The following is a 23,864-nucleotide window of genomic DNA, read 5'->3' as shown; positions in this document are numbered from 1 at the left end:
GCGCCCGGGCCGCGCTCAATCGCCGGGCTCGGCCCGCTCGCCCTCCATCGCTGGCAGGCCGAGCTGGTCGGCAAGATCTTGCAGGTCGCTCGCTTCCAGATCCCAGCCGCCTGCGGAGACTTCGCCACCGGCCGGGCCCTTTTCCCGTGGGCGCTGGATGAAGGCGGTGGCCAGGCCCAACTCCTTGGCCGCCTGCAGGTCGCCATTGTGGGCGGCGCAGAGCATCACCTGTTCCGGTTCCAGGTCGAGCAGGGTGCAGGCACCCAGGTAGACCTCCGCGGCCGGCTTGTAGCGCTGGAAGAGATCGGCGCCAAAGAGCATGTCCCAGGGCAGCCCGGCATGGCGGGCCATGTCCAGCAGCAGACTGACGTTGCCATTGGACAGGGCACAGACCGGATAGCCCTGGCGCAGCCGCGTGAGACCCGGCACGGCGTCGGGCCAGGGCGTCAGCTGATGCCAGAGTCTATTGATCCAGGCCACCTCGGCGGTGGTCAGGCCGACCAGGCCGTAACGGGGCAGCAATTCGTCCAGCGCCAGCCGATGCACCTCGTCGAGGGGCAGCCAGGGCAGGGTGCGGGCCTCGATCTGCGGCAGGATGGCCTCGTAGGCTTCGGCGCGCCAGGCATCGGCCAGCCGCTCCCAGTCGCCCTGGACGCCATGCTTGGCCGACAGCCCCTGCAAGCCCTCGACCAGGCTGCCACGCCAGTCCACCACGGTGCCGAAGACATCGAAAAGTAGCGCCCGGACGGTCGTCGTCATGGGTAGACTCCTGCAGAAGGTTGTCTCCACCAGACGGAGCACGGGTGACGGGGGTTCCCCCGGAGTGCCCGAAGGTCACCTCTCGCCAAAGGATCCCTGCATGACACTGCGTCACCTCAGCCACTGGGTGTTCGACCTGGACGGCACCCTGACCCTGGCGGTACACGACTTCGCCGCCATTCGCCGGCATCTGGGCATCCCCGAACAGGCCGACATCCTCCACCACCTGGCCGAGTTGCCGGCCACCGAGCGCGAGGCCAAGCACGCCTGGCTGTTCGAGCACGAGCGCGAACTGGCCGTCGCTGCCCGCCCGGCACCGGGTGCGGTCGCCCTCATCCGGCGCCTGCACAAGGACGGTCGCGCGCTGGGCATCCTCACCCGCAATGCCCGCGATCTGGCGCTGCTGACCCTGGCCGCCATCGGTCTGGAAGACTGCTTCGCGCCCGCCGCGGTGCTGGGGCGCGACGAGGCGCCGCCCAAGCCTGATCCGGGTGGCCTGCTGCGGCTGGCCGAACTCTGGCAGGTGGCGCCTGACCGCCTGGTGATGATCGGCGATCACCGCTACGACCTGGAGTGCGGGCGGGCCGTGGGCTGCCGGACGCTGCAGGTCAATCAGCCGGGCGATCCCTGGCCGGCGGCGCGGGACCAGCGCTTCGAGACCTGCACCGAGATCCTGGCGGCGCTCTGACGCCAGGAAATTGCCCGTCAGGCGCAAATAGTCTGTTGTTTGCCGGGCCACTGGCTAAGATGCCGGCTTCGGATCCATCTCAGGCCAGCCCTATGAGCCTCCACGCCCCATCCAGCGACCAGCCGTCCTCCAGCGATCTGCGTCAGTACGAGCGCCAGACGCTGGAAAGCCTTGCCACCGGGCTGCCTCTGACCAGCGTGCTGCACGCGCTGCTGCAGCGGGTGGAGGCCCTGGCCCAGGTTCGCCTGCATGCCTGCATCCTGTTGCTCAGCGAGGATGGTCGCTATCTACAGGACGGCATCGCGCCCAGTCTGCCGGAAGCCTACAGCCGCGATCTCGGGCGGTTGAAGATCGGCCCGCTGGCGGGCTCCTGTGGCACCGCCGCCTACCGGTGCGAAGCCGTCTATGTCGAGGACATCGCCTGCGATCCGCTGTGGGCGGGCGCCCGTGACCTGGCGCTGCGCTACGGCCTGCGGGCCTGCTGGTCGATGCCGCTGCTGGCCCTGGATGGCCGGCTGCTGGGCACCTTCGCCAATTACTATCTGGAGCCACGGCGCCCCCTGGCCGCCGAGCGCGACGCCTTCCGTCTGGTCACCGAGACCGCCGCCCTGGCCATCGAGCGCCACCAGGCGGATCTGCAGCTGCGCGAAAGCGAAGACCACTATCGGCATCTGGTGGAACTCAATCCCCAGTACACCTGGACCTGCGATCCCGACGGCGGGCGGATGGTCTTTTCGCCGCGCTGGCAGCAACTGACCGGCCAGCCGGCGCTGCACGCCGATACCTTCTGGACGCTGCTGCATCCGGACGACCGCCAGGCGACCCGGCAGGCCTGGGATGCGGCGCGCCGCGCCGGTCGGGCCTACGACCAGGAACACCGGGTACGGGTGGCGGATGGCAGCCACTGCTGGCTGCGCACCCGCGCCTATCCGCGGCGCGATGAAGCGGGCGCCGTGATCCGCTGGTACGGCACCAGCGAAGACATCGATGACCGCCGCGAGGCCGAAGAGGCCCTGCGCCGCGAGCGCGCCACCCTGGAGGTCCAGGTGCAGGCGCGGACCGCCGAACTGGAGGAGAGCAATCGCCAGCTGCGCGAGGAGATGCACAGTCGCGCCCAGGCCGAGGAGCTGCTGCGCCAGGCGCAGAAGATGGAAGCCGTGGGCCAGCTCACCGGCGGCATCGCCCACGATTTCAACAACCTGCTGGCCGGCATCCAGGCCAGCCTGGATCTCCTGCGCCGCCGCCTGGCGCCGGAGGTCCTGGCCGGGGTCGGCAGTCTGCTCGACACCGCCACCCAGTCGGTCGGGCGGGGCGCTAGTCTCACCCATCGACTGCTGGCCTTTTCCCGTCGCCAGACGCTCAATCCCCAGGCGGTCGACGTCGCCCGGCTGATCGGCGGCTTCCAGGAATTGCTGCTGCACAGCCTGGGACCGCAGATCCGCTGCCAGCTCGAACTGGAGGCCGGACTCTGGCCGGTCGACGTCGATCCGCACCAGCTGGAAAACGCCCTGCTGAATCTGGCCATCAACAGCCGTGATGCCATGCCGGCGGGTGGCACCCTGACCATCCGCGCGCGCAACTGGGTGCAGTCCGACGCCGATCCGGGTCTGCCGGCGGGCGACTACCTGCTGATCGAGGTCGGCGACGATGGCGTGGGCATGGCGCCGGAGGTGCTGGAGCGGGTCTTCGAACCCTTCTTCACCACCAAGCCGGTGGGCCAGGGCTCGGGGTTGGGACTGTCCATGATCTATGGCTTCGTCCGCCAGTCGCGCGGCCAGGTGAGCGTGACCAGCGCGCCGGGGCAGGGCTGTCGGGTGAGTCTGCTGCTGCCGCGTCATCCGGCCCTGGCCGCCCAGGCACCCCAGCCGGTCGCCAGTGCCCCGACCGCTCGCGTCCTGCCCGGCGTCCGGGTGCTGCTGGTGGAAGACGATGCGGTCATCCGCGAATTGCTGGTGCAGGTGTTTGTCGACCTGGGCTGGGAGTATCGCGACGCCGTGGATGCCGAGTCGGCGCTGGCGGCCCTGCGCGAAGGCGAGGGCTTCGACCTGCTGATCACCGATGTCGGCCTGCCGGGGCTGAACGGCCGCTTGCTGGCCGGCGCGGCCCGTACCCTCAGGCCGCACCTGCCGATCCTCTTCATCACCGGTTATGCGGCGGGCAACGAGCCGCCCGTCCCGCTGGTCGGCGAGCGCATGGCGGTGCTGGGCAAGCCGTTCACCCTGGAAGCCTTCGTCGCCCGGGTGCAGGAGCTACTGGACGCGCCCGCCGCCCTGGCGCGCTGAAGCCTGGTCGCCGGCGCCGAACAGTGCCTGGCGGCCTGCGGGCGAGGTAAAGATGGCGTCACCGTTGTGGCCCACGCCGGGGACCTCGATCAGCGCCTGGCGCAGCCCCGGATGGCGGCCCTGGAGATAGCGGTAGTAGTTCAGCCCGCGGGCCAGGCGATAGGGGCCCTGGGCCTCGGCTGCGCAGCCCTTGTCCAGCGCCGGATGGTTGGGATCGGTGTCCTCGGCGCCCAGCAGATAGGTCAGGTCGAGTCCCGCATAGTGCTCTTCCAGGCTGGCGGCCGTGCGACCCGCGGCATAGGCCGGCAGGCCCTGCATGCCGTATTTCCAGGTGTCGAAGTCCGGGCAGCTGGCCGCCGCGGCGAAGGGCACGGGCTGGCCCTGCGCATCCGGTCGGTGGGCATCGAAATAGGCGTAGGACGAGGGATTGGCCACCACGTATCTCAGGCGAATGCCCTGGGCGGCGAGGGCCTGCTCGCCCTGGCCGAGCACGGCGTAGCGCTGCACCACCTGGCCACCGCCGGAATGTCCGGCGATCACCACCTCCTGCAGATTGGGCAGCAGCCGACGCTCCGCCAGGCGGGCGAGCAGGGCATCGAACACCGCGAAGCTGCTCAGCGGCTGCGGACCCAGGGCGGGCTCGCCGCCCATCCAGGCATTGCCCTGCCAGCGCAGTAGGGTGTCCGGCAGCCGATGACGCTGGATGTCCGCTTCATTGAGGAATTGCGGGGCGATCACCAGGGTGTCCGCCGTGGCGCCGGCCGCTGCCGTGGCCGTTTCGCCGGAGCGGAAATAGGTCGCGGCATTGCGCAGCCGGCCATGCACGATCACCAGGGCGCGGCGGATTTCCGGATGGGGCCGGTCCCAGTCGGTGGACAGCTGCAGCGCGGCCTGCGCCTGGCCGATCGGCAGCCGGTCGCTGACGATACGGGCGACCCCCTCATGGGGCGCCGCCAGGGCGGAGCCCCAGGCCAGGGCCAGGCACAGCGCGAGCAGGCGACGCATCGGGTATCTCCCGCTAGAGGTCAGAGCGCCTTGGCGGCGAAGGTGTCGCAGCTCTCCACCTTGCCACTGTCGAAGCCGGTGCGGAACCACTTGACCCGCTGCGCGGAGCTGCCGTGGGTAAAGGAATCCGGTACCACGCGGCCCTGGGACTGGCGTTGCAGGCGATCATCGCCAATGGCGTTGGCGGCGTTCAGCGCCTTCTCCAGGTCCCCCGGCTCCAGCCAGTTCAGCCGCTGCTGGGCGTCGTTGGCCCAGACCCCGGCATAGCAGTCGGCCTGCAGTTCCAGGCGTACCGACAACCCGGTGGCACCCTCGGTGGGAATGCCACGGCGGCGCGCCGCTTCCATCTTGCTGGTGGTACCGGTGAGGTTCTGCACATGGTGGCCGACCTCGTGGGCGATCACATAGGCACGGGCGAAGTCGCCGTCGGCGCCGAAACGCTGCTGCAGTTCCTGGAAGAAGGTCAGGTCCAGGTAGACCTTGCTGTCCACCGGGCAATAGAAGGGACCGCTGGCCGCGGTGGCGCCGCCGCAACCGGATTGCACCTGGCCGTTGAACAGCACCAGCTTGGGCGGCTGATACTGCTCGCCATGGGCCTGGAAGATGCGCGTCCAGGTGTTTTCGGTCTCGCCCAGCACCACGCGGACGAAGTCCACCTGGCGATTGTCGGCCGGGGCGGTGGTCTCCTGCTGGCTCGGCGCGCTCTGGCCGCTGAGGCTGATCAGGTTGCCGAGGATCTGCGTCGGACTCTGGCCGCTGAGCAGGCCGAACACCACCACCAGGGCCACGCCACCCAGGCCGAGGCCGCCGCCGATCTTCATGCCGCGTCCACCGCTGGCCTGTTGCACGTTGTCGCTACGTTGTCCCTTGTCCCACTGCATGGCGGCCGCCTCGTGATTGTCGTTATCGCTTGCTTCTACCCGAAAAGTGTCTGCGCATCGGTGATGCTTCGTTGAAAAGCCCTTCGGAATGCTCATTTACCGCTCGTAAATTCCGCTTCCTCAGGACTTTTCGCCTCGCCTGACCTTCGCTCGACGACTTTTCGGACAGAAGCTAGGACCGCAGGCCGCGCCAAAAATGCGTTACCGGAAATGACAACGCCCGCGACGGGCGCGGGCGTTGTCGGCGGAGCGGAACGCGGAATCAGGCCGCGGTCTGGCCCTGCTTGAGGCTCTGCATGTCGATCACGAAGCGGTACTTCACATCGCTCTTGAGCATGCGCTCATAGGCTTCGTTGATGTCCTGGATGGCGATCTGCTCGATGTCCGAGACGATGCCGTGCTTGGCGCAGAAGTCCAGCATTTCCTGGGTCTCGCGGATGCCACCGATGAGCGAACCGGCCAGCTGGCGGCGCTTCATCACCAGGTTGAAGACGCTGGGCGCCGGGTGCGGCTCGGCGGGTACGCCGACCAGGGTCATGGTGCCGTCCCACTTCAGCAGGGTGAGGAAGGCATCCAGGTTGTGCGGCGCGGCCACGGTGTTGAGGATGAAGTCGAAGCTGTTCGCGTGCGCGGCCATCTCGTCTTCGTTCTTCGATACCACCACCTCGTCGGCGCCCAGGCGCAGGGCGTCGTCCTTCTTGCCTGCGCTGGTGGTGAAGAGCACCACGTGGGCACCCATGGCATGGGCGATCTTGACGCCCATGTGGCCGAGGCCACCCAGGCCGACGATGCCGACCTTCTTGCCCGGGCCGACCTTCCAGTGGGCCAGCGGCGAGTAGGTGGTGATGCCGGCGCACAGCAGCGGCGCCACGGCGGCCAGGTTCTCGGTGTGGCTCACCTTGAGCACGAACTTCTCGTTGACCACGATGTGGTCGGAGTAGCCGCCCTGGGTGTTTTCGCTGCCACCGTAGAGGTTGCCGTTGTAGGTGCCGGTGAAGCCGTTCTCGCAGTAGGACTCTTCACCGGCGTCACAGGGGGCGCAGTGCTGGCAGCTGTCGACCATGCAGCCGACGCCGACGGTGTCGCCGACCTTGAAGTTCTTCACGTGGGCACCGACCGCGGTCACCTTGCCGACGATCTCGTGACCGGGCACGGACGGGTACAGGGTGTTGTTCCACTCGTTGCGGGCAGTGTGCAGGTCGGAATGGCAGACGCCGCAGAAGAGGATGTCGATCTGCACGTCGTGGGCGCCGGGTTCGCGCCGCTCGAAGGAGAAGGGCGCCAGGGGCTGGTCGGCGGACTGGGCAGCGTAGCCTTGGGCTTGGCTCATGAGATACCTCATCTAGGTGGTGGAACTGAGTGGTGGAGCAGGGCGGCCAGGTTGGCCTGGCCCGGTGACAAACCGTCGATCCTGCTGAGCCAGAGCCGACGGCACCAATCGATCGTCTCGATAATCGTCATGCCGCCCATCGATGGAACTCAGGGGCGAGCGGGCGTACGAGGGTTTACGACCGGGGTGCCCGAGCGGATGTTCCCGTCCGTGGTGCGGCAGTCGGGGCCACTGGTCGAGCGGTCGTGGCTAGCGCGAAAGCTTCGGCGCCACCGTGGGCAGCAGGCGACTGGCCAGGTGCTCCAGCAGCAGCCGGACCCGCGGCAGACTCTCGCGACTGCGCGGCCACACCAGGTTGATCGGCGAGCCCTCGACGCCGTGCTCGGGCAGCACGTCCACCAGAGCGCCGCTGGCCAGGTGCGTGGCGATCAGCCAGGTCGGCAACTGGGCGATGCCATGCCCGGCCAGGGCGGCCAGCACCTCGCCTTCGCCATCCCCCACCACCAGGCGCGGCTGGAAGATCCAGCGTTCGCTGTCGCCCGGCTGTTCGCCGCGCAGCTGCCAGGGGCTGATCAGGCCATCGGCCTGGCGAAAGCCGATGCACTGGTGATCGACCAGCTCGGCCGGGGTCCGGGGGCGGCCGTGCTGGGCGAGATAGGCCGGGGCGGCGCAGAAGACCTGGCGCTGGGTACCGAGGAAGCGATGCCCCAGGCTGGCCGGCCAGGCGTCGGAGCCGCCGATGCGCACCAGGATGTCGATGCCCTCGTGGACCGGATCGACGAAGCGATCCGACAGCGACAGATCCGGTTGCAACAGCGGATAGCGGTGCAGCAATTCCAGGATCAGCGGCAGCACATGCAGGCGGCCATAGGAGGCGGGCAGGTCGATGCGCACCCGGCCGTGGGGCTCGCCGTCCTGGGCGGCCAGGCCCACTTCGGCCTGTTCCAGCTCGGCCAGCACCCCGGTGCAGGTGCGATAGAAGCGGGTGCCGGCTTCGGTCAGGCTCAGCCGGCGGGTGGTGCGCTGGAACAGCCGCACGCCCAGCCGGCTTTCCAGCCGGGCCACGCTCTTGCCGACGGCCGAACCGGTGAGATTGAGACGCTCGCCAGCCGCCGTGAAGCTGCCGAGATCGGCCACGGTGACGAAGACGTCGAGGCCCTTGAGGCGTTCGGAGGAATACAAGGCAGGCTCCCGATTGCGGAATCTGATTCCGATTAAAAAGGAATTTATACCCAGGATACGCCGTTAATTCTCCAATAGGCTGGAATCAACCCTGAGACAAGGCACTCCCTTATCTACAGCGCCTGCGTCCACTGCAGGCCGTCTCCCACCCCTATCTGGAGGTTTCATGCGCAAGGGCACCGCTCTCATCGTCGGCGTGACCGGCATTTCCGGCTACAACCTGGCCAACACCCTGGTCGCCTCGGGCTGGACCGTCTACGGTCTGGCACGCAAACCGGTGGCACAGGAAGGCGTCATCCCGGTCGCCGCCGACCTGCTCGACGCCGAGTCCACCCGCCAGGCGCTGGCCGGCCTGCCGATCAGCCATGTGTTCTTCTGCACCTGGACCCGTCGCCCTACCGAGAAGGAAAACGTCGAGGCCAATGGCGCCATGATGGACAACCTCTGCCAGGCCCTGGACGGCGCGCCGCTCGAGCACCTGGCACTGGTGACCGGCACCAAGCACTACCTGGGTTCCTTCGAGGAATACGGCAGCGGCAAGGCCGAGACGCCCTTCCGCGAAAGCGAGCCGCGCCAGGCCGGCGCCAACTTCTACTACACCCTGGAAGACATCCTCTTCGCTGCCGCCGAGCGGCATGGCTTCGGCTGGAGCGTGCACCGCTCCCACAGCATGATCGGCCAGGCCAAGGGTACCAACGCCATGAACATGGGCCTGACCCTGGCGGTCTACGCTTCCCTGTGCAAGGCCACCGGCCAGCCCTTCGTCTTCCCCGGTTCCCGTACCCAGTGGGACGGCATCACCGACGTCACCGACGCCGGCCTGCTCGCCGAGCAACTGGAATGGGCCGCCCTGGCGCCGGCCGCGCGCAACCAGGCGTTCAACACCGTCAACGGCGACGTCTTCCGCTGGCGTTGGCTGTGGGGCGAGATCGCCGCCTTCTTCGACCTGGAGCCGGCGCCCTATCCCGAGCAGCCCATGCCGCTGGAAGCGCGGATGAAGGACGTGGCTCCGGCGCAGTGGCGCAAGCTCGCCGAGGAGCACGACCTGGTGGAAGCCGACGTCGACAAGCTGGCCTCCTGGTGGCACAGCGACGCCGACCTGGGCCGCGAGATCGAGTGCCTCAACGACATGACCAAGAGCCGCGACCTGGGCTTCTTCGGCTATCGCGACACCCGGGCGAGCTTTCTCGACCTCTTCACCCGGCTGCGGGCCCAGCGCCTGATTCCCTGAGCCGCTCTGGACCGCCGGTCCCCGTGAACGGGGGCGGCTGGCGGTTTTCAGAGGTTGCACGCGGGGCGCAGAATGCGAGCTCTTCTCGCAGGATGCGCCCCCATGCTCGACTCTCTGGTTGCCCTCGTTCCCGCCTTCAGCCCGCTCGACTGGCTGTTCATCGAAGCCATCGTGGTCCTGGCCTACCTGATCTTTGGCGTCGCCGGCTTCGGCAGCGCCCTGGTCGCCGGCCCCCTGCTCACCAGCTGGATGCCGCTGTCGCGCATCGTACCCCTGCTGGTGATGCTGGATTTCCTCGCCTCCTTCCACAACTGGCTGCCGGATCGCCGCGCCATCGCCGGACGTGAACTCAGGCGCCTGCTGCCTATGCTGCTGCTGGGCGCGGCCCTGGGCACCTACCTGCTGATGCGCACCGACGCCCGGCTGCTGATGCTCTGGCTGGGGCTCTTCGTGGTGGCCTATTCCACCTACAGCCTGCTCAGTCCCAAGGGCTTTCGCCAACTGGCGCCGGCCTGGTCGATCCCGGCGGGCGGGGTAGGGGGCCTGTGCGGCGCCCTGTTCGGCAGTGGCGGTTTCCTCTATGCGCTCTATCTCAACGGCCGCCTGGAAGACAAGAACGCCATCCGCGGCACCCAGAGTTTCCTCATCGGCTGCAGTGCCTCCATCCGTATCGTCCTGCTGCTGATCGCCGGCGCCTACAGCGATGGCAGCCTGCTGCTCCTGGCGGTCTGCCTGCTGCCCGCCATGCTGCTCGGCGGCTGGATCGGCCGCCACCTGCAACGGCGCCTGTCGCGAGAACGCTTCACCCGCCTGGTGACCTGGTTGGTGCTGGTGTCGGGCGTGACCCTGATCGGGCGGTATTTGGCGGGGTAACCAACGAGCCTACGGTGGTCCGCTATCGAGTTTGGCGTTGTGATGATCGCGGCCATGCCGGTGCGCCGTAGCGACCGCTCCTACAGTGACCGGTGACTCCGTAGGAGCGGCCCATGGCCGCGATGCTCTCAGACGCCGTAGGCTGGTAGGGTGGAAAACCGCGTAGCGTTTTCCACGCGACGCTGCCACCTCGGGAACTCCCAAGCCGATCCACCTCTCCGCTCTACAACACCCGTGGCGGAGATCCCCCATGCTCACCTCCATCCAGGCCGGCGTCCTTGACGTCGCCTACCAAGTCCAGGGCCCGGACGCCGGCCATCCGGTCCTGCTGCTGCATGGCTTTCCCTATGACATCCACGCCTACGCCGAGGTGGCCGATGAACTGGCCGCCGCTGGCTGCCGCGTCCATGTGCCCTTTCTGCGCGGTTACGGCGCGACCCGCTACCTGAGCGCCGACACCCCGCGTTCTGGCCAGCAGGCCGCCCTGGCCCATGACGTCCTGGCGCTGCTCGACGCCCTGGGCCTGGAGCGGGCGACCCTGGCCGGTTACGACTGGGGTGGTCGCGCCGCCGGTATCGTCGCCGCCCTCTGGCCGGAACGGGTGAGCGGGCTGGTGCTGGGCGACGGCTATCCGATCCAGGACATCGCAGCCGCTGCCACCCAGCCTGCCGAACCGGCGGCGGAGCTGCGCTATTGGTACCAGTACTACTTCCATGGCGAACGGGGTCGCGCCGGACTGGCGAAACATCGCCGCGAATTCTGCCGACTGCTCTGGTCGCTGTGGTCACCCAGCTGGCGCTTCAGCGACGCCACCTACGCCCTTACCGCCGCGGCCTTCGACAACCCCGATTTCGTCGATACCGTGATCCACTCCTATCGCCACCGCTACGGTCTGGCCCCGGACGATCCGGCCTATGCCGAGACCGAGCGCCGGCTCGCCGCTCAGCCACCCATCCGCGTGCCCACCACGGTATTGGCCGGTGCCGACGATGGGGTCACTGCGGTGCAGGATGAAGCCGGGGTAGCGCAGCACTTCAGCGGACCCTTCCGCTACGAGGTGCTGCCCGGCTGCGGCCACAACATCCCCCAGGAAGCCCCCGCCGCCTTCGCCGCCGCGGTAAGGGAGCGCCTGCCGTAGGTTGGGTTGAGACAGCTTCATCGTCGAAGTCCGACAGCGTTCAAGCCTGGACAATGTCGGGCTTCGCTACGCTCAACCCAACCTACGAGGCGTGCGCTGCCTTTCCCCCTCTCCCTCTGGGAAAGGGCTGGGGTGAGGGTGCAGGTTGTCGGGCTTCGCTGCGCTCAACCCAACCTACGAGGAGTGCGCCGCTTTTCCCCCTCTCCCTCTGGGAGAGGGCTGGGGTGAGGGTGCAGTTGTCGGATTTCGCTGCGCCCTACAGAGCGCTGCGTAGGGTGGATAACGGCGCAGCCTTATCCACGCGATCCACGCGCCCCCAATCCTACCGCCCCAACACCTCCGGATTGGCCAGGCCGGTCGGTTCGCCGCTGAAGAAGCCCACCAGGTTGGCGAAGGCCTCGCCGAAATAGAGTTCGTAGCTGTGCTTTTCCACATAGCCCAGGTGCGGGGTGCAGAGCACCTGGGGGTGGGCGAGCAGGGGGTCGTCCGGCGCCACCGGTTCCTGCTCGAAGACATCCAGCGCCGCCTGGCCAGGGTGGCCCAATTCCAGCGCCGTGAGCAGGGCACCGGGTTCGATCAGGCCGGCGCGGGCGGTGTTGACCAGCAGGGCGCTCTTCTTCATCCGTGCCAGGTCCTCGGCGCGCACGCAGCCGCGGCTGCGCTCGCTGTATCTAAGATGCAGGCTGATGACATCGGCCTCGGCGAAAAAGGCCTCCTGGCTGGGCGCCGCGCGATGGCCGTCGGCTTCGGCGCGGGCGCGCGAGGCCTCGCTGCCCCAGACCAGCACCGGCATGCCGAAGGCCTGGCCGTAGCGCGCCAGGCGCTGGCCGATCTTGCCGTAGCCCCAGATGCCGAGGATCTGCCCGTCCAGTCGTTCGCCCAGATTGACCTGCCAGCGCCCGGCATAGAGGGCGTCGATGGCCGGCTTGAGCTTGCGGCGGGCCATGAGGATCAGCGTCCAGGTCAACTCGGCGGTGGAGACCGGCGAGCCACTGCCTTCGCACACCGCCACGCCCTGGCGGGTGCAGGCGGCCACGTCGAGGTGGGCGGTGGCTTTGCCGGTCTGGCTGATCAGCTTGAGTCGCGGCAGGTGCGCCAGCAGCTCGGCGTCGATGCGGGTCCGCTCGCGGGTCAGCACCAGGGCATCGGCGTCACGGAAGCGTTCCACCAGCACCCTGGGATCGCATTCGGCATCGTGATAGAGCGTCACCTGATGCCCGGCGCGCTGGAGCAGGGGATAGCAATCCAGGGTTTCGACGACGTGCTGGTAGTCGTCCGGGATGACGATATGCATGGCGAGCTCCGTTGTTGTTCTGGATCGCCAGTGGAGCACCTGCGGGGTCGTCCGACAAGATGGGGCGCAACGGTGGACGAGGCGGCGCCGTCGTCCACCCTGGCGGTAGCCTGGAAAACCGCGCAGCGTTTTCCGGGACGAGCCCTAGTAGGGAATCACCAGCGGCGTACCCGCCAGGGGATTCTCGATCACCGCGCACTTGAGGCCGTACAGCGCCTCGATCAGCTCGGGGGTGACGATCTCCGCCGGCGGGCCCTCGGCGAGGATGCGGCCGGCGCGCAGGGCGATGATGTGGTCGGCGTAGCGACAGGCCTGGTTGAGATCGTGCAGCACCGCCACCAGGGTGCGGCCGCCTTCGCGGTTGAGCCGGCAGAGCAGCTCCATCAGCTCCACCTGGTGGGCGATGTCGAGAAAGGTGGTGGGTTCGTCGAGCAGCAGCAGCGGAGTCTCCTGGGCCAGTGCCAGGGCGATCCAGACGCGCTGGCGCTGGCCGCCGGACAGACTGTCCACCGCCCGCTCGGCCAGCTCCAGGGTGTTGGTGGCTTCCAGGGCGTGCTGCACCGCGCGCTCATCGGCCTCCGTCCAGCCGGCGAAGGCCTGGCGATGGGGATGGCGCCCGCGCGCCACCAGGTCGCTGACCAGGATGTCGTCCGGCGCCACCGCGCTCTGCGGTAGCAGGCCGATGCGACGGGCCACCTCGCGGGTCGGCAGGTCCTGGATCAGCCGACCGTCCAGGCGTACCTCGCCGGCACTGGGACGGATCAGCCGCGCCAGGCTGCGCAGCAGGGTCGACTTGCCACAGCCGTTGGGGCCGATGATGACGGTGAAGCGCCCATCGGGCAGCCGTACATAGAGGTCGGCGCAGATCGGCTGGCCGCCGTAGCCGACGGTGAGACCGTGGGCGGCGAGGCGACTGGAAGGGGCGTCTTGGCTCATGAGGTCCGCCGCCATTCGCGGCTCAGCAAAAAGATCAGATAGAGGCCGCCCAGGGCGCCGGTCAGCAAGCCGACCGGAATCTGGAAGGGCGCCAGCAGCCGCTGGGCCAGCAGGTCGGCCAGGGCGGTGAGGCAGGCGCCGAGCAGGGCGGGGGCGAGAATGCCGAGATCGGCGCTGCGGGTCAGGCGCCGGGCCAGCTGGGGCGCCGCCAGGGCGACGAAGCCGATGGGACCGGCGGTGGCGATGGCCAGGGCGGCCAGGGCCACGGCAACCGCCAGCAGCAGATTCTGGCTGGGCAGCACGGCCAGGCCCAGGGCCCGGGCCAGGTCGTCGCCCAGCTCCAGCAGGCGCAACCGCCGCGCCAGCCAGGCGGCCAGCGGCAGAAGCAGCAGGCAGCCGGCGAGCAGGGTCAGGGTGCGACTCCAGGTCAGCATGTCCAGGCTGCCGAACAGCCAGAGCCGGGCCTCCTGGGCTTCGTCCAGTTCGGCGCGGGTCAGCAGGTATTCGTTGAGCGAGGCGAGCAGGGCGCTGACGGCGATGCCCAGCAGGATCATCCGCTCGCCGCGGATCCCGGCCAGGGCCGCGAGGCCGGCTACCAGTACCGCGGCCAGCAGCCCGCCGCCGAGGGCACCCAGCATCAGCGCCGCGCCGCCCAGTTGCAGCCAGAGCAGGGTGATCAGGGCGCCACTGGCCGAGCCGACGGTGAAGCCCACCAGGTCCGGACTGGCCAGGGGATTGCGCGCCAGGCGCTGGAAGATGGCGCCGCTGGCGCCCAGGGCGGCGCCGACGCCAAAGGCCGCCAGCAGCCGCGGCAGGCGCAGATCCAGCAGGATCAGACTGGCCAGGGCATCGCCCCGACCGAGCAGGGTGACCGCGACCCGGTGCGGCGCCGGGGCGAAGGCGCCACCGGTGAGGGTCAGGGCGCAGATGCCGATGGCCGCCAGCAGGAGCAGCAACAGGCAGGCCTTGAAGCGCGCCGAGCGGCGGGGGGCGAAGCGATGACGACTCAAGGGCGTACCCGCCGGGCGGAACGGATGATCAGCGCGAGCAGCACCGGGGTACCGAGCAGGGCGCAGACGATCCCGGCTTCCAGCTCGCCTGGCAGGGCCACGCGGCGGCCCAGGGTATCGGCCAGCAACAGCAGATTGGCGCCGGCCAGGGGCGCCAGGGCCAGGATCCAGCGCCAGTCGGCGCCCACCAGCAGGCGCAGGGCATGGGGCACCACCAGGCCGAGAAAGCCGATGGGTCCGGCCACCGCGGTGGCGGCGCCGCACAGCAGCACGATGGCGACGAAGGCCAGCAGCCGCAGTTGCCCCGGTCGGGCCCCCAGGGCGCGACCCAGGTCGTCGCCCAGGGCCAGGGCATTGAGACGGCTGCCCAGGGGCAGACCCAGCGCCAGGCCGATCAGCAGCAACGGCAGGATGCCGAGGGCGCCGCCCGGCGTCTGGCCGCTCAGGGCGCCCACCGCCCAGAAGCGGTAGCTGTCGAACACCGCGCTGTCGAACAGGGTGATGATGCCGGTGCAGGCGTTGAGGCTGGCGCTGAGGGCGATACCGGCCAGGATCAACCGTATGGGCTGACCACGGGCCGGGGCACTGCCACCGAGCAGATAGACCAGGCCGGCGGCCAGGGCCGCTCCCAGCAGGGCACAGGCCAGGCGCGTCGGGGCATCGTCCAGCCCCACCAGCGACAACCCGGCCACCACGGCGAAGGCCGCCCCGGCATTGATCCCCAGCAATCCGGGATCGGCCAGCGGATTGCGCGTCAGCGCCTGCATCAGTGCACCGGCCAGGCCCAGGGCCGCGCCCACCAGCAGTCCGAGCAGGGTGCGCGGCAGGCGCAGTTCCCAGAGCACCACCGCCTCGGTGGAGTCATCGGGGGCGACGAGCAGGTGCAGGATCTGCGCCGCCGACAGCGACCGCGCCCCTATGCCCAGACTCGCCACCACCGCCAGCGCCAGGACGATCAGCAGCAGGACCAGCACCAGGCCACCGCGGGCCGCGGATACTCGTTGCGCAAGGGGCGCGGGGCGGGCTGGCTGGGTCATGTCACCCCCAAGGCGCCGGCGACCGTGCTGATCACCTGGCGCGCGGCGAGGGGACCGGCGTTGAGATAGAAGGCGTCGGTGTCCACGCGGATGGCTCGGGACTGGCTCACCGCAGTGAGTCGAGGCCACAGCGGCTGTCGCGCCAGGCTGGCCAGGGCGGTGCCCTGCTCGGCATAGAACAGCCAGTCGGCGTCGGCCAGGTCCAGCAACTCGGCGCTGACATCCCGCGAGGTGCCCTTGAAGCGCTGCGCCGCCGGACGGGTCATGCCCATGGCCTGCAGCAGTCCGCCGGCAAAGGAATCGGCCCCCATCAGGCGCAGTCGCGCGCCGCTGGAAAACAGCAGGGAGGCGGAGGGCGGCTGGGCGCCGAAGCGCTGCGCCAGGCCGGCCAGCTCAAGATCCAGGTCCGCCAGCAGGCGCTCGGCCTGCTGGCGACGGCCCAGGGCATCGGCCAGCAGCAGGAAATCCGGTCGCCAGTTGCCGCCGGTGCCGCGCGCCACCACCGTGGGGGCGATGCGCGAGAACAGCTCCAGCCCGCCGGCCTTGAGCACGGTGCGATTGAGCACGATCAGATCCGGCGCCAGCCGCGCGAGGGCTTCCAGATCCGGCGCCTGGCGACTGCCCAGATCGACCATGGCCTCCAGCTCCGGCGCGCGATTGGCGAGGGCGGTGCGCAGATAGCCCGGCGCCAGTTCGCGATTGTCCACCCGGGTGGTGCCCGCCGGGATCACGCCCAGGCTCAGGGCGGCGTCCAGCTGGCCGGTGGAGATCACGGCCACCCGCTGGGGCTGGCGCGGGATCAGGGTGCTGCCCACCACATGCTCCACCTGCCGCGGGAACTCGCCATCCGCCGCGGACGCGCGGGCATGCACCCGACCGGGCAGTCCGGCGAGCAGCGCGGTACCAGCGGCGAAGTGCAGAAGGGTGCGGCGATCGAGCATGAGGGGGACTGGCCGAAGACGGAAAGAGGCCCGCCAGGCGGGCCGAGGCCCCGTGGCGGGGCGGCTAGGATAGAGCATCAGCACCTGGCTGACATCCGCTGTCCATTGCCTCTTTCTGGCTCAGGGCGATTTTCTTCGCCCGCTCTCGGCGGTGCTGTCGCCTCCATTGTTCCGAGCCGCCAGATCGCGCGAAAGCCAAGGGACCCTAACGTCTGGGCAGGCAGGGATCCCGCGGCTGGGCGTCGGGCCCTAGCTGCCTATGCCGCGCGGACCGGCGGACACCGTACCGGCCACGTCCTGCAGATCCTGGATGCCCACCAGTTGGATCAGCGAATCGGCGGCGTCGACCTGACCGGTATCGCCCACGTTATGCAGAACGTAGGTGTCCGAGCCATAGTGAAAGACCGCGGCACGCTCGTTGTAGGCCATGGATTGCGCCACCTGTTGCAGTGCGCCGTACAGGCTGGTGGCGCCCTTCAGGGCCGCATCCGCCACCGTGGTGACCGCCTCGGGTTTCTGGATCGAAAAACCGAAGATGAGCTGGTCTTCACTGGCCTGGTAGTCGGTAATCGTGACGTGGTTGGCCGCCAGAGAGCGATTGGCGGCGGCGCTGCTGCTGCCATCGAAGTTGGCCAACGTGCCGTTGCCCAGGGTGTCGACGATGAGGTAGTCCCGGCCTTCACCCAGGGTGATGGTAGCGCCGTGACCGTAGTTGCCCCTTACGGTGGCATTGTGCGCCGCGACGCCCTTTTCGATGGACAGGTCGATGGAGTCTCCACCCGCACCGGCGTTGATGACCATATCGGCCTGCTGGATGTAGGCCGAGATATCGTCCCCACCGGCACCCGTGTCTATCGTCAACGGCTTCACCCTGGAATTGCCGAGCGCGGCGACGCTGTCCAACTCCGCTGCGGCGATGGTGCTGACATAGAGAAAATCGCCCGCGCTGCCAGTCGTTACCGTCTTGAGAAAGGCGCTCTCGCTACGCACGTCGGGGCCATCGCTTCTGTAGGCATTGGTCAGGTCGATGAACAGGCCGACGGTGGACTGGGAGCCGTCGAACGTCTGCAGCCCGTCGAAGTTGCTCAGGTCGACGTGAGACCACAGGTTGAGGTCATTGGTGGGCACATCGGTGAGGCTGACGGTCAACTTGGCAATGCTCGAATCCAGCGAGGTGTCTCCCGGTGTGGTGCCGCGGGTATGGCCATCCAGGAGCGTTCGTTGCTCTTCGTAGTGACCGATGAGGTTCACTTCATTCAGTGTGGAGCCTGCCGTGTAGTGCGGACCGTTGGCGTCGAAGGTCTTGGCGAAACCGACCTTGGCCGCGGCGGCGTTGATGTCGAGGGTAAGGCGCGGCTGGTTCTGGAACGCGTAGTAGCTGACGCCATCGAAGGTACCGGCCGGCGTGGCGGGTACGGCGGCCTGGGCTGCCCTGGCAAAGGCGGCGGATGGATTGGAGAGGTTCTGGTCAGCGTCTAGCGGATGTTGCTTGGCAGTCATGGCGTTCATCCTTGGTGAAAGTCAGGTTGAGCGCTCGCTGAACTTGCTCAGAAGAGCAAACGACTTGAACAAACGAACGTGGGCTGGACAGTGCCTGCCTTTCCACGCCCCGTCAGTGAACCATGCCTCATTCGTTGGCGCTGAAAGACGTTGCCGGAAGGGGGCATCGCACCTCTCAGCCCTCGGCCTGTTTCGCACGCTGAGGGCTAAGAGGTAGACGTATTCCCTGGATCAGAAGCTCACCGTGGCACTCAACCGCGCCGTCCGCGGCTCGCCCACCGCGACCTGCAGCGGGCTGTTGGCGCTCGATGGGTAGTACTGCTTGTCGAACAGGTTGTCGACGTTGAGCTGCAGGCGGGTCTGGTAGCCGGTCACCGGCAGGTCCCAGCGCAGGAAGGCGTCGGCCACGGTGTAGCTGCTCATGTAGAAGCTGTTGGCCGCATCGCCGGCCCGTTCGCCGACGTAGCGGGCGCCGCCGCCCAGACGCCAGTCGCCCAGGTTCGAGGGCACTTGCAGGTGATGGGTCAGGTACAGGCTGCCCATGTGCTCGGGTGCCTGGGTCAGGCGATTACCCTCATTGCTGGGGTCATCCAGCACCTTGGTCTTGTTGTAGGCATAGGTGGCGATCATGTCCCAGCGCTCGGCCAGGCGACCGGTGAGATCCACCTCCACGCCTCGTGAGCCAACCTTGCCGGCGGCTTCGCCGATGCTTACGCCATTCACGCTACTGGTGGTGACGACGTTCTTCTTCTCGATGTCGTAGAGCGCGACGTTCAGGTTCAGCCCCGGCGTCAGGTCGTACTTGGCGCCGACCTCGAAGCTGCGGCCTTCTTCGGGATCGAAGGTTGTACCGCGGTCGTCCACCGTGGTGTTGGGGACGAAGGAGCGGCTGTAGTTGCCGTACAGCGACAGGTCCTCGGTCGCCTTGAACACCAGTCCGGCCAGTGGCACCACGGCATGATCGCGCTTGTCCAGGTTGACCACATGGGTGTTGCCCAGGCCCTGAGCGGCGTACTGGTCGAATTGCTGATAGCGCCCGCCGAGCACCAGGATCCAGCGATCGTTCAGGTGCCAGTTGTCCTTGAAGTAGAGGGACGTCGAATCCAGGTCGCTATCCTGATCGCTCTGGGCTGCGCTGAGCAGACTGGGCGCTGCCAGGTTGCCGTACACCGGCGCGAAGATATTGATGTTGCGGCGCGAGGCCGTGTTGTTGCGGTAGGTCTTGCCACGGTACTGACTGTTCTCTTCGTGGTCGATGCCCACCAGCAGCTCATGACGCTGGCCGAACAGCTCCTGACTGCCGATGAAATCCCAGCTGGTGTACTGGGTTTCGTAGTCGTAGTCGGCGCCATTGGCAGTCCGCAGCAGGTTACCGTTGGCAGCCAGGGAGACCGGCTGGGCGAAGTCCAGGCTGTAGCGATCGTTGTTCCAGGCATAGATCAGCCGGGTCTTCCAGTCGTCGCTGAGTTGATATTCGAAACGGGCACTGGCGGTTTCGGTGATGCCGTCGCCCTTCGCCCATTTCTCGTCCAGTCGCGTGTTGTAGTCGACGCTGGCCGGATGGCCGTTGACGAACACGGTGCCGCGATCCACCGGGCCGCTGTAGTCGTTGTAGGAATAGGCCAGCGTCAGGCTGGCGCGCTCGCCGGTCCAGGACAGCGACGGCGCCACCAGGGTGTGCTGGCTGACGCCATAGTTGCGCCAATAGTCCTCGCTCTGGCGTTCGGTGACCAGCCGGTAGGCCAGGCCGGTATCGCCAATCGGGCCGGTGGTGTCCAGCCCCAGATTGCCGCCGCCTTCGCTGTAGGCCGAACCACTGAGCCGGGTGCGTTGCTGATATTGCGGCTGTTTGCTGACCACGTTGATCAGGCCGCCGGGCTCCAGGGCGCCATAGAGCAGAGAGGCGGGGCCCTTCAGGACTTCCACGCGCTCGGCGGTGGCATCGAAGTTGTGCGACAGGCTTGAGCGGACGCCATCGCGCAGGATGGAGCCATCGGCGTTGGTGCCGAAGCCGCGCTTGACGAAGCTGTCCTTGGTACCTGCGAGGGTATTGCTCTGGGTCACGCCGCTGATGAACTTCATGGCGTCATCCAGGCTGCGCACCTCGAAATCGCCAATGGTCTCGGGTGTTACCACCTGCACCGACTGCGCCTCTTCCTTGATCGGCACATCGCTCTTGCTCGCGGTCGAGGCCCGGGTCGCGCGATAGCCCTGGTCGGCCTCCGTCGCCGGGGCGGAAATGTCCATGGGGGCGAGGCTGGCGTTTTCCGCGGCCAGGAGGCCCGAACTGGTCGCCAGGGCCAGGGTGCTGAAGGCGAAGGGCGCAAAACGGCGAAGGGCTCTGGGCGGCGTGTTCAAGGGCGATCTCGAGAGGGGCGGGGAAAGTGGCGGCGATTCTATGTTGATAGTCATTCTCACGTAAATCGAATCCTCTTACCGTTGGTGTCCAGGTGCGTTGCCGCCCATCCCCAAGCGCAGGTATAATGTCGCGCTCCTAAATTTTCCCGCCCGGGAGCGCCCGCCATGCTGCGCATCAGCCAAGAAGCCCTGACGTTCGACGACGTTCTCCTCATCCCCGGCTATTCGGATGTCCTGCCGAAAGACGTCAGTCTCAAGACCCGCCTGACCCGTGGCATCGAGCTGAACATTCCCCTGGTGTCCGCCGCCATGGACACCGTGACCGAGTCCCGTCTGGCCATCGCCATGGCCCAGGAAGGCGGCATCGGCATCATCCACAAGAACATGACCGTCGAGCAGCAGGCCGCGGAAGTCCGCAAGGTCAAGCGCTTCGAGGCCGGCGTGGTGAAGGACCCCATCACCATCGACGCCGACGCCAGCGTGCGCGACCTGTTCGACCTGACCCGTATGCACAACATCTCCGGTGTTCCTGTGCTCTCCGGTCGTGACCTGGTCGGTATCGTCACCTCCCGCGACGTGCGCTTCGAGACCCGTCTCGACGTGCCGGTGCGCGAAGTCATGACCCCCAAGGATCGCCTGGTCACCGTGCGCGAAGGCGCCGACAAGCAGGAAGTCCGCGAGCTGCTGCACAAGCACCGCATCGAGAAGGTGCTGATCGTCGACGAAGCCTTCGCCCTCAAGGGCATGATGACCGTCAAGGACATCGAAAAGGCCAAGGCCTACCCCAACGCCAGCAAGGACGACGCCGGTAGCCTGCGCGTCGGCGCGGCCGTCGGTACCGGCGCCGAGACTCCCGAGCGCGTGGCCGCCCTGGTCGCCGCCGGCGTCGACGTCATCGTGGTCGATACCGCCCACGGTCACTCCAAGGGCGTGATCGAGCGCGTGCGCTGGGTCAAGGAGACCTATCCGCAGGTCCAGGTCATCGGCGGCAACATCGCCACCGCCGAAGCCGCCAAGGCCCTGGCTGACGCCGGCGCCGACGCGGTAAAGGTCGGTATCGGCCCGGGCTCCATCTGCACCACCCGCATCGTCGCCGGTGTCGGCGTGCCGCAGATCTCCGCCATCGCCAACGTCGCCGCCGCCCTCGAAGGCACCGGCGTCCCGCTGATCGCCGACGGCGGTATCCGCTTCTCCGGTGACCTGTCCAAGGCCATCGTCGCCGGTGGCTACTGCGTGATGATGGGCTCCATGTTCGCCGGTACCGAAGAGGCCCCGGGCGAGGTCGAGCTCTTCCAGGGCCGCTCCTACAAGTCCTACCGCGGCATGGGCTCCCTGGGCGCCATGTCCCAGACCCAGGGCTCCAGCGACCGCTACTTCCAGGATTCCGCCTCCGGCGCCGAGAAGCTGGTCCCCGAAGGCATCGAAGGCCGCGTCCCCTACAAGGGCCCGCTGGCGGCGATCATCCACCAGCTGATGGGCGGCCTGCGTGCCTCCATGGGCTACACCGGTTGCGCCACCGTCGAGCAGATGCGCACCAAGCCGCAGTTCGTGCGCATCACCGGCGCCGGCATGGCCGAATCCCACGTCCACGACGTGCAGATCACCAAGGAAGCGCCCAACTACCGCGTGGGCTGATTTCCAACCTGTTTCTACGTTGCGATTCGGGGCTGTCTAGACAGCCCCGAATCGTCTGAACCTAGCGCTATCGAGACCTGGCCATGTCCCAAGACATCCACGCCCACCGCATCCTCATCCTCGACTTCGGCTCCCAGTACACCCAGCTCATCGCCCGCCGCGTGCGCGAACTGGGCGTCTATTGCGAGCTGCACCCCTTCGACATGGACGACGCCGACATCCGTGCCTTCGCTCCGCGCGGCATCATCCTCGCCGGTGGCCCCGAGTCGGTCCATGAGGCTGGCAGCCCCCGCGCACCCAAGGCCGTGTTCGACCTGGGCGTGCCCCTGTTCGGCATCTGCTACGGCATGCAGACCATGGCCGAGCAGCTCGGTGGCAAGGTCGAAGGCTCCAACATCCGTGAATTCGGCTATGCCAAGGTCGACGTGGTCGGCAAGAGCCGCCTGCTCGAAGGCATCGAAGACCACATCGACGACGACGGCGTGCTCGGCCTGGACGTCTGGATGAGCCATGGCGACAAGGTCGGCAAGCTGCCGGACGGCTTCCACATCGTCGCCAGCACCCCGAGCTGCGCCATCGCCGCCATGGGCGACGACGAGCGCGGCTGGTACGGCGTGCAGTTCCACCCCGAGGTGACCCACACCAAGCAGGGCGGGCGCATCCTCTCGCGCTTCCTCAAGGACATCTGCGGCTGCGAAGCCCTCTGGACCCCGGCCAACATCGTCGAGGACGCCATCGCCCAGGTGCGCGCCCAGGTCGGCAGCGCCAACGTGCTGCTGGGTCTCTCCGGCGGCGTCGACTCATCGGTGGTCGCGGCCCTGCTGCACAAGGCCATCGGCGACCAGCTGACCTGCGTCTTCGTCGACAACGGCCTGCTGCGCCTGCACGAGGGTGACCAGGTGATGGCCATGTTCGCCGAGAACATGGGCGTCAAGGTGATCCGCTCCAACTCCGAGCAGCGCTTCCTGACCAACCTGGAAGGCGAAGCCGACCCGGAGAAGAAGCGCAAGATCATCGGCCGCACCTTCATCGACGTCTTCGACGCCGAAGCCAGCAAGCTCGACAACATCAAGTTCCTGGCCCAGGGCACCATCTACCCCGACGTCATCGAGTCGGCCGGCGCCAAGACCGGCAAGGCCCACGTCATCAAGTCCCACCACAACGTCGGCGGCCTGCCCGAGGAGATGAACCTCAAGCTGGTCGAGCCGCTGCGCGAACTGTTCAAGGACGAGGTGCGCAAGATCGGCCTGGAACTGGGCCTGCCCTACGACATGGTCTACCGCCATCCTTTCCCGGGCCCGGGCCTGGGCGTGCGCATCCTCGGCGAAGTGAAGAAGGAGTACGCCGACCTGCTGCGCCGCGCCGACGACATCTTCATCACCGAACTGCGCAAGGCCGACTGGTACCACAAGGTCAGCCAGGCCTTCGTCGTCTTCCAGCCGGTCAAATCCGTCGGCGTGGTCGGCGACGGTCGTCGCTACGCCTGGGTCGTCGCCCTGCGCGCAGTGGAAACCATCGACTTCATGACCGCCCGCTGGGCCCATCTGCCCTACGAGCTGCTGGAAAAGGTCTCCAACCGCATCATCAACGAAATCGACGGCATCTCCCGCGTCACCTACGACGTCTCGAGCAAGCCGCCGGCGACGATTGAGTGGGAGTGATTCGGCTCAGTGCTTGGCGCTGATCGTCTAAAAAGCCCGCCAACTGGCGGGCTTTTTCATGGCGGACAAGCAAAGGCCGATAGGCTACGGGTAAAGTCCAAAGCCAATGGATGACTACTCGCG

19 protein-coding genes are annotated in these 23,864 nt (G+C 67.7%); 7 read left to right on the top strand and 12 right to left on the bottom strand.

Annotated features, from left to right (window positions below):
- Window positions 1–15: 15 nt before the first annotated feature.
- The gene (locus PSK12I2_RS0110185; protein WP_027598310.1) at window positions 16–759 is read right to left on the bottom strand and encodes a haloacid dehalogenase type II; all 744 of its coding nucleotides are present in this window, start codon (window positions 757–759) and stop codon (window positions 16–18) included.
- A 100-nt stretch (window positions 760–859) separates the two neighbouring features.
- Between PSK12I2_RS0110185 and PSK12I2_RS0110180 the strand changes: the two genes are divergently transcribed.
- Both PSK12I2_RS0110180 and PSK12I2_RS0110175 read left to right on the top strand, forming a co-directional pair.
- Window positions 860–1,447 carry an HAD family hydrolase gene (locus tag PSK12I2_RS0110180; RefSeq protein WP_027598309.1) on the top strand — a complete coding sequence of 196 codons (588 nt, stop codon included), beginning with the start codon at window positions 860–862 and terminating at the stop codon, window positions 1,445–1,447.
- 92 nt (window positions 1,448–1,539) lie between these two features.
- Window positions 1,540–3,729 carry an ATP-binding protein gene (locus PSK12I2_RS0110175; RefSeq protein ID WP_027598308.1) on the top strand — a complete coding sequence of 730 codons (2,190 nt, stop codon included), beginning with the start codon at window positions 1,540–1,542 and terminating at the stop codon, window positions 3,727–3,729.
- Here the strand turns inward: PSK12I2_RS0110175 and PSK12I2_RS0110170 are convergent.
- The 4 genes from PSK12I2_RS0110170 to PSK12I2_RS0110155 form a co-directional block, all read right to left on the bottom strand.
- Window positions 3,697–4,734: a hypothetical protein gene (locus PSK12I2_RS0110170; protein WP_027598307.1), complete on the bottom strand. Its 1,038-nt coding sequence runs from the start codon at window positions 4,732–4,734 to the stop codon at window positions 3,697–3,699. The two genes, PSK12I2_RS0110175 and PSK12I2_RS0110170, sit on opposite strands and share 33 nt — an antisense overlap.
- A gap of 20 nt (window positions 4,735–4,754) precedes the next feature.
- On the bottom strand, window positions 4,755–5,615 hold the full coding sequence (locus PSK12I2_RS0110165) for a neutral zinc metallopeptidase (RefSeq protein WP_027598306.1): 861 nt from the start codon (window positions 5,613–5,615) through the stop codon (window positions 4,755–4,757).
- A 262-nt stretch (window positions 5,616–5,877) separates the two neighbouring features.
- Window positions 5,878–6,945 (bottom strand): NAD(P)-dependent alcohol dehydrogenase, encoded by a 1,068-nt coding sequence (locus PSK12I2_RS0110160; protein WP_027598305.1) that lies wholly within the window; start codon window positions 6,943–6,945, stop codon window positions 5,878–5,880.
- 249 nt (window positions 6,946–7,194) lie between these two features.
- On the bottom strand, window positions 7,195–8,127 hold the full coding sequence (locus PSK12I2_RS0110155) for a LysR family transcriptional regulator (RefSeq protein WP_027598304.1): 933 nt from the start codon (window positions 8,125–8,127) through the stop codon (window positions 7,195–7,197).
- 166 nt (window positions 8,128–8,293) lie between these two features.
- On the opposite strand from PSK12I2_RS0110155, the gene PSK12I2_RS0110150 reads away from it, so the two are divergent.
- The 3 genes from PSK12I2_RS0110150 to PSK12I2_RS0110140 all read left to right on the top strand — a co-directional run bounded on the left by PSK12I2_RS0110150 (window position 8,294) and on the right by PSK12I2_RS0110140 (window position 11,369).
- Window positions 8,294–9,358 (top strand): SDR family oxidoreductase, encoded by a 1,065-nt coding sequence (locus PSK12I2_RS0110150; RefSeq protein WP_007160663.1) that lies wholly within the window; start codon window positions 8,294–8,296, stop codon window positions 9,356–9,358.
- A 102-nt stretch (window positions 9,359–9,460) separates the two neighbouring features.
- On the top strand, window positions 9,461–10,231 hold the full coding sequence (locus PSK12I2_RS0110145; RefSeq protein WP_027598303.1) for a sulfite exporter TauE/SafE family protein: 771 nt from the start codon (window positions 9,461–9,463) through the stop codon (window positions 10,229–10,231).
- Between the two features lie 250 nt (window positions 10,232–10,481).
- Window positions 10,482–11,369 carry an alpha/beta fold hydrolase gene (locus PSK12I2_RS0110140; RefSeq protein ID WP_027598302.1) on the top strand — a complete coding sequence of 296 codons (888 nt, stop codon included), beginning with the start codon at window positions 10,482–10,484 and terminating at the stop codon, window positions 11,367–11,369.
- Window positions 11,370–11,691: 322 nt separating this feature from the next.
- On the opposite strand, the gene PSK12I2_RS0110135 is transcribed toward PSK12I2_RS0110140, so the two are convergent.
- The 7 genes from PSK12I2_RS0110135 to PSK12I2_RS0110105 form a co-directional block, all read right to left on the bottom strand.
- A complete protein-coding gene (locus PSK12I2_RS0110135) occupies window positions 11,692–12,663 on the bottom strand; it encodes a D-2-hydroxyacid dehydrogenase family protein (protein ID WP_027598301.1) in 972 nt (323 codons plus the stop codon).
- 144 nt (window positions 12,664–12,807) lie between these two features.
- Complete coding sequence (locus PSK12I2_RS0110130; RefSeq protein ID WP_027598300.1) at window positions 12,808–13,614, bottom strand: ABC transporter ATP-binding protein; 807 nt, start codon at window positions 13,612–13,614, stop codon at window positions 12,808–12,810.
- Window positions 13,596–14,609 (bottom strand): iron chelate uptake ABC transporter family permease subunit, encoded by a 1,014-nt coding sequence (locus PSK12I2_RS0110125; protein WP_027598299.1) that lies wholly within the window; start codon window positions 14,607–14,609, stop codon window positions 13,596–13,598. The genes PSK12I2_RS0110130 and PSK12I2_RS0110125 overlap by 19 nt, the downstream gene beginning before the upstream one ends.
- Window positions 14,606–15,583 carry an iron ABC transporter permease gene (locus PSK12I2_RS0110120; RefSeq protein WP_027598298.1) on the bottom strand — a complete coding sequence of 326 codons (978 nt, stop codon included), beginning with the start codon at window positions 15,581–15,583 and terminating at the stop codon, window positions 14,606–14,608. Before PSK12I2_RS0110120 ends, PSK12I2_RS0110125 begins: the two co-directional genes overlap by 4 nt.
- Before the next feature lie 59 nt (window positions 15,584–15,642).
- Entirely contained in the window at window positions 15,643–16,587 is a 945-nt protein-coding gene (locus PSK12I2_RS0110115; RefSeq protein ID WP_027598297.1) for an iron-siderophore ABC transporter substrate-binding protein, read from the bottom strand.
- A gap of 249 nt (window positions 16,588–16,836) precedes the next feature.
- Window positions 16,837–18,087, bottom strand: a complete 1,251-nt coding sequence (locus tag PSK12I2_RS0110110; protein WP_027598296.1) for a hypothetical protein — start codon at window positions 18,085–18,087, stop codon at window positions 16,837–16,839.
- Window positions 18,088–18,318: 231 nt separating this feature from the next.
- A complete protein-coding gene (locus tag PSK12I2_RS0110105; RefSeq protein ID WP_027598295.1) occupies window positions 18,319–20,445 on the bottom strand; it encodes a TonB-dependent siderophore receptor in 2,127 nt (708 codons plus the stop codon).
- Window positions 20,446–20,610: 165 nt separating this feature from the next.
- Here PSK12I2_RS0110105 and guaB point away from each other — a divergent pair, with 165 nt between their 5' ends.
- Together guaB and guaA are read left to right on the top strand one after the other, a co-directional pair.
- Window positions 20,611–22,080 carry an IMP dehydrogenase gene (gene guaB, locus PSK12I2_RS0110100; protein WP_007160653.1) on the top strand — a complete coding sequence of 490 codons (1,470 nt, stop codon included), beginning with the start codon at window positions 20,611–20,613 and terminating at the stop codon, window positions 22,078–22,080.
- A gap of 83 nt (window positions 22,081–22,163) precedes the next feature.
- Window positions 22,164–23,741 carry a glutamine-hydrolyzing GMP synthase gene (gene guaA, locus PSK12I2_RS0110095; protein ID WP_027598294.1) on the top strand — a complete coding sequence of 526 codons (1,578 nt, stop codon included), beginning with the start codon at window positions 22,164–22,166 and terminating at the stop codon, window positions 23,739–23,741.
- The last annotated feature ends 123 nt before the right edge of the window (window positions 23,742–23,864 follow it).

The sequence above is a fragment of the Pseudomonas sp. MOIL14HWK12:I2 genome (assembly GCF_000510745.1).
In the GTDB taxonomy this organism is placed as follows: domain Bacteria; phylum Pseudomonadota; class Gammaproteobacteria; order Pseudomonadales; family Pseudomonadaceae; genus Chryseomonas; species Chryseomonas oryzihabitans.
Note: the sequence above shows the minus strand (reverse complement) of the source record. Positions and strands in the feature narration are given on the sequence as shown.

Bases quoted from the DNA above. Each gene is read 5' to 3' on its own strand.
- guaB (WP_007160653.1), top strand. From the start codon at position 20,611: ATGCTGCGCATCAGCCAAGAAGCCCTGACGTTCGACGACGTTCTCCTC.
- PSK12I2_RS0110115 (WP_027598297.1), bottom strand. From the start codon at position 16,587: ATGCTCGATCGCCGCACCCTTCTGCACTTCGCCGCTGGTACCGCGCTG.
- PSK12I2_RS0110160 (WP_027598305.1), bottom strand. From the start codon at position 6,945: ATGAGCCAAGCCCAAGGCTACGCTGCCCAGTCCGCCGACCAGCCCCTG.
- PSK12I2_RS0110175 (WP_027598308.1), top strand. From the start codon at position 1,540: ATGAGCCTCCACGCCCCATCCAGCGACCAGCCGTCCTCCAGCGATCTG.
- PSK12I2_RS0110185 (WP_027598310.1), bottom strand. From the start codon at position 759: ATGACGACGACCGTCCGGGCGCTACTTTTCGATGTCTTCGGCACCGTG.
- PSK12I2_RS0110180 (WP_027598309.1), top strand. From the start codon at position 860: ATGACACTGCGTCACCTCAGCCACTGGGTGTTCGACCTGGACGGCACC.
- PSK12I2_RS0110110 (WP_027598296.1), bottom strand. From the start codon at position 18,087: ATGACTGCCAAGCAACATCCGCTAGACGCTGACCAGAACCTCTCCAAT.
- PSK12I2_RS0110130 (WP_027598300.1), bottom strand. From the start codon at position 13,614: ATGGCGGCGGACCTCATGAGCCAAGACGCCCCTTCCAGTCGCCTCGCC.
- PSK12I2_RS0110140 (WP_027598302.1), top strand. From the start codon at position 10,482: ATGCTCACCTCCATCCAGGCCGGCGTCCTTGACGTCGCCTACCAAGTC.
- PSK12I2_RS0110165 (WP_027598306.1), bottom strand. From the start codon at position 5,615: ATGCAGTGGGACAAGGGACAACGTAGCGACAACGTGCAACAGGCCAGC.
- PSK12I2_RS0110135 (WP_027598301.1), bottom strand. From the start codon at position 12,663: ATGCATATCGTCATCCCGGACGACTACCAGCACGTCGTCGAAACCCTG.
- PSK12I2_RS0110150 (WP_007160663.1), top strand. From the start codon at position 8,294: ATGCGCAAGGGCACCGCTCTCATCGTCGGCGTGACCGGCATTTCCGGC.
- PSK12I2_RS0110170 (WP_027598307.1), bottom strand. From the start codon at position 4,734: ATGCGTCGCCTGCTCGCGCTGTGCCTGGCCCTGGCCTGGGGCTCCGCC.
- PSK12I2_RS0110145 (WP_027598303.1), top strand. From the start codon at position 9,461: ATGCTCGACTCTCTGGTTGCCCTCGTTCCCGCCTTCAGCCCGCTCGAC.
- guaA (WP_027598294.1), top strand. From the start codon at position 22,164: ATGTCCCAAGACATCCACGCCCACCGCATCCTCATCCTCGACTTCGGC.